This window comes from Herminiimonas fonticola, from assembly GCF_040395855.1.
GTDB classification, from domain to species: Bacteria; Pseudomonadota; Gammaproteobacteria; order Burkholderiales; family Burkholderiaceae_D; genus Oxalicibacterium; species Oxalicibacterium fonticola_A.
Genome location: NZ_JBEBPO010000148.1, coordinates 1 through 3362, shown reverse-complemented (window position 1 = coordinate 3362; position 3362 = coordinate 1). Strand labels below are relative to the sequence as shown.

Genomic DNA, 3362 nt, shown 5'->3' with positions numbered 1-3362 from the left:
ACGAAAATTTACAAATACGTTGTTAATCGTTTTCCTTTTCTTTTTATGATGCCGTGAGACGGAAAAGCGATTGACATCAATAGTTTAATCCCCTAAGTTCACGCAGGTTCTAGACGAAAATTTCAGGATGAGTTTGTTCAGAAAAAATAACAAGATCGCAGACTGGATGGCTGTATGTATACAGTCGGATAGCATCAGGGTTGCCAATGTAAAGCGCTCGCCTTCGGCGAGGCCGGTGGTGGAATTGGCGACTTCGTTTGCATTGCAAGGGGCGGAGGTTCCGGCCGTACTGGAGAAACTCGCCAAGGAGTTGCATGCGGAGCGCTATCACTGCATCAATCTGCTGGCGGCCAATGAATATCAATTGCTGTCGGTTGAAGCTCCCAATGTGCCTGCCGATGAATTGAAGACGGCAATACGCTGGCGTTTGAAAGATATGCTGGATTTTCATATCGACGATGCAACGGTCGATGTACTGGATGTCCCGCTCGACAAAAATGCAGGTAATCGCAATCATCAGATGTATGCGGTGGCGGCGCGTAATCAATTGATCGAACAGCGGCAGGCGCTGTTCAGCGACACGAAAATTTCTTTGCGCGTAATTGACATTCCCGAGATGGCGCAACGCAATCTGGCGGCCTTGCTGGAGCAACCGGAGCGCGGTGTGGCGCTGTTGTCATTCAATGGGGAAGGCGGCCTGTTGACCATGACTTACGCCGGCGAGCTTTATCTGTCACGCCGTATCGATGTCACGCTTGAGCAATTGATGCAAACGGACGAAGAACAGAGACAGGCCTATCACGAACGCGTGACACTGGAGCTGCAACGCTCACTGGATTATTTTGAACGGCAATACCACTATATAGCCCTGTCGAAACTGATGCTGGCACCGCTGCATGGAGAAGCTGAAAATCTGGTTTCCCATCTGACTGAAAATTTGTATATCCCGGTTGAGATTCTGAATCTTGCAACGATTCTGGATTTCACAAAAACGCCGGAATTAAAATCCCTGGAGATGCAGCAGCGCTATTTCATGGTTCTGGGTGCCGCATTGCGGCAGGAAATGGTAGCGCTATGAGTCAGCAGATCAATTTATTCAATCCAATTTTCCTCAAGCAGGAAAAGCATTTTTCCGCGCTGACGATGGTGCAGGTATTGGGCGTCATTCTGGTGGCAGCCTTGCTGCTGACTGCCTATGCGTCCTATCAGTTGTCTGCATTGCAGAACGAGCAGAAGTCGGTGACAACGCAATTGCAGCTGGCGCAGAACCAGTTGGCGAAGGTGACAGCAGACTATGCGCCGCGAGAAAAGGACATGCGGCTGGAAGCCAGATTGCGGCGGGCCGAAGCGCAAGTGAAGTCCCTGCAACAGGTGTCGGATGTTTTACGCAAGGGTGAGTTGGGTAATACCGACGGCTATGCCGATTACCTGCGCGCATTTGCGCATCAGATCATTGATGGCATATGGTTGACCGGCTTCACGATACAGGGCGCCGGCAGTGCGATTTCACTGCAGGGCGGCGCCTTGCGTCCGGAGCTGGTGCCGGCCTATCTGACACGACTGAAGTCGGAGCCGGTCATGCAGGGCGCTTCTTTTTCCACGCTGGAAATGCAGCTGCCCAAGAGCGACAAGCCGCTGGCGTCGGGAGAAAAACCGGCTGCACCGGCTGCCTACATCAATTTCAGTCTGCATTCTTCCAGTGTAAAAACGCAAAAAGGCCTGGCTGACGAGTCGGATATTTTCAGTCAACCGGTGGTCAATCTGCAAGGACAGTTACGCAAAGCAGCAGGAGAAGGCAAATGAAGCAGGCATGGCACAAACTGGCCTTGAAGATCGATGCCATGTCCCTGCGCGAGCGCGCCATCATTTTTACAATCGCCGTGCTGATTCTGGTGCTGCTGATTAATGCAACGCTGCTTGATCCGCAATATGCGAAGCAGAGCAAGTTGTCGCAGAAGATCAAGGAGCAACAGGCGCAGATCGCCGATATTCAGCATCAGATTCAGCAAAGAGTGAAAGCGCAGGAAAACGATCCGGATTACGACGTTCGCATGCGCATGCAGGCCTTGCGGCAACGTGCGCAGCAGATGAACGATGCCCTGGGCGATGTGCAGAAGGGCCTGGTTCCGCCGGACAGGATGGCAGCCTTGCTTGAAAGCGTATTGAAGAAGAATGACAAGCTCCTTTTGCTGTCGCTGAAAACGCTGCCGGTGAAAAGATTGAATGACGTCGTCGATGCAGATGAAAAGCCGGCGCCCGATGTGTTGACAACGTCGTTGCCGGATGAAGAGCCTGATGCCGTGAAAGGCGTTTTCAAACATACGGTAGAACTCAAGGTTCAAGGCAGTTACATGGACATGATGGCTTACATGAAATCGCTGGAAGACATGCCATGGCAGATATTCTGGGGAAATGCGGAATTGGCGGTGGACGATTATCCGAAGGGAACGCTGACCTTGACGCTGTTTACATTAAGCCTGGACAAGAAATGGCTGAATCTATGAGCCCGCGCATATTGCTGATCGTGCTGGCCGGCAGTCTGACATGGCTTCCAGCGTGGGCACAACAATTGCGCGACCCAACGCAACCGCCCAGCCTGCTGATGCAGGACGGAGCAGCAGGCACCAGCGGTGAGACGGTTTTGCAATCGGTGTTTATTTCGCCGACGCGCAGAGCGGCCATCATCAGCGGCCAGACTGTCAAATTGGGTGAGAAGTTCAACGGCTCTACTTTGGTAAAGATTACTGAAAGCGAAGTGGTGTTGCGCAATGGCGGCGAGCTTCAAACGTTGAAACTGTTCCCAGGTATTGGTAAGCGATTGACGTCTGCTCATGGCCGTCAAAATCCTGATAATCGGAAGTGAAGAGGTAGGCAAGCGTGCGTAAAATTCTATTAGCCACAGTGGTCATTTCTATCGCTGGATGTGCAGCACCGACATCCAAACGGGAAACCTACGATTTGATGAATGCCGAGATGAGCAAGGCTGCTCAGGCAAGCGTCCAGCCGGCAAAACAGGATGCGGTTGCTGCCGCGCTTCTGCCGCCGATTAATATCGAGATGCCGCAAGTGCGGCAACCGCTGGAAGAGCGCTTCAGCCTGGCTTTCAATAATGTGCAGGCCAGCCAGTTCTTCAATTCGATCGTGATCGGTACGCGCTACAACATGCTGGTTCATCCAGAGGTGAGCGGAACGATATCGGCCAATCTGAAGGACGTGACCTTGTTCGAGGCACTGGATGCGATCAAGGATTTGTACGGTTACGACTACAAGGTGGAAGGTTCGCGTATTGTCATCAAGCCGCTGACCATGCAAACCAGCATCTTCCAGGTGAACTATCTGACCGGCAATCGCAAGGGCACTTC

General features: G+C 52.2%; 5 protein-coding genes. All 5 read left to right on the top strand.

What is annotated here, in order from left to right; genetic code table 11:
- Nucleotides 1–166 precede the first annotated feature (166 nt).
- Complete coding sequence (locus tag ABWP27_RS12595) at nt 167–1078, top strand: agglutinin biogenesis protein MshI (protein WP_353157410.1); 912 nt, start codon at nt 167–169, stop codon at nt 1076–1078.
- Nucleotides 1075–1803 carry a PilN domain-containing protein gene (locus ABWP27_RS12590; RefSeq protein WP_353157408.1) on the top strand — a complete coding sequence of 243 codons (729 nt, stop codon included), beginning with the start codon at nt 1075–1077 and terminating at the stop codon, nt 1801–1803. The genes ABWP27_RS12595 and ABWP27_RS12590 overlap by 4 nt, the downstream gene beginning before the upstream one ends.
- Entirely contained in the window at nt 1800–2504 is a 705-nt protein-coding gene (locus tag ABWP27_RS12585) for an MSHA biogenesis protein MshJ (protein WP_353157405.1), read from the top strand. Before ABWP27_RS12590 ends, ABWP27_RS12585 begins: the two co-directional genes overlap by 4 nt.
- Nucleotides 2501–2863 carry an MSHA biogenesis protein MshK gene (locus ABWP27_RS12580; protein WP_353157402.1) on the top strand — a complete coding sequence of 121 codons (363 nt, stop codon included), beginning with the start codon at nt 2501–2503 and terminating at the stop codon, nt 2861–2863. The genes ABWP27_RS12585 and ABWP27_RS12580 overlap by 4 nt, the downstream gene beginning before the upstream one ends.
- Nucleotides 2864–2901: 38 nt before the next feature.
- On the top strand, nt 2902–3362 hold a 461-nt coding region (locus tag ABWP27_RS12575), incomplete at its 3' end, for a secretin and TonB N-terminal domain-containing protein (protein ID WP_353157399.1).

Bases quoted from the DNA above. Each gene is read 5' to 3' on its own strand.
- ABWP27_RS12595 (WP_353157410.1), top strand. From the start codon at position 167: ATGGCTGTATGTATACAGTCGGATAGCATCAGGGTTGCCAATGTAAAG.
- ABWP27_RS12590 (WP_353157408.1), top strand. From the start codon at position 1,075: ATGAGTCAGCAGATCAATTTATTCAATCCAATTTTCCTCAAGCAGGAA.
- ABWP27_RS12585 (WP_353157405.1), top strand. From the start codon at position 1,800: ATGAAGCAGGCATGGCACAAACTGGCCTTGAAGATCGATGCCATGTCC.
- ABWP27_RS12580 (WP_353157402.1), top strand. From the start codon at position 2,501: ATGAGCCCGCGCATATTGCTGATCGTGCTGGCCGGCAGTCTGACATGG.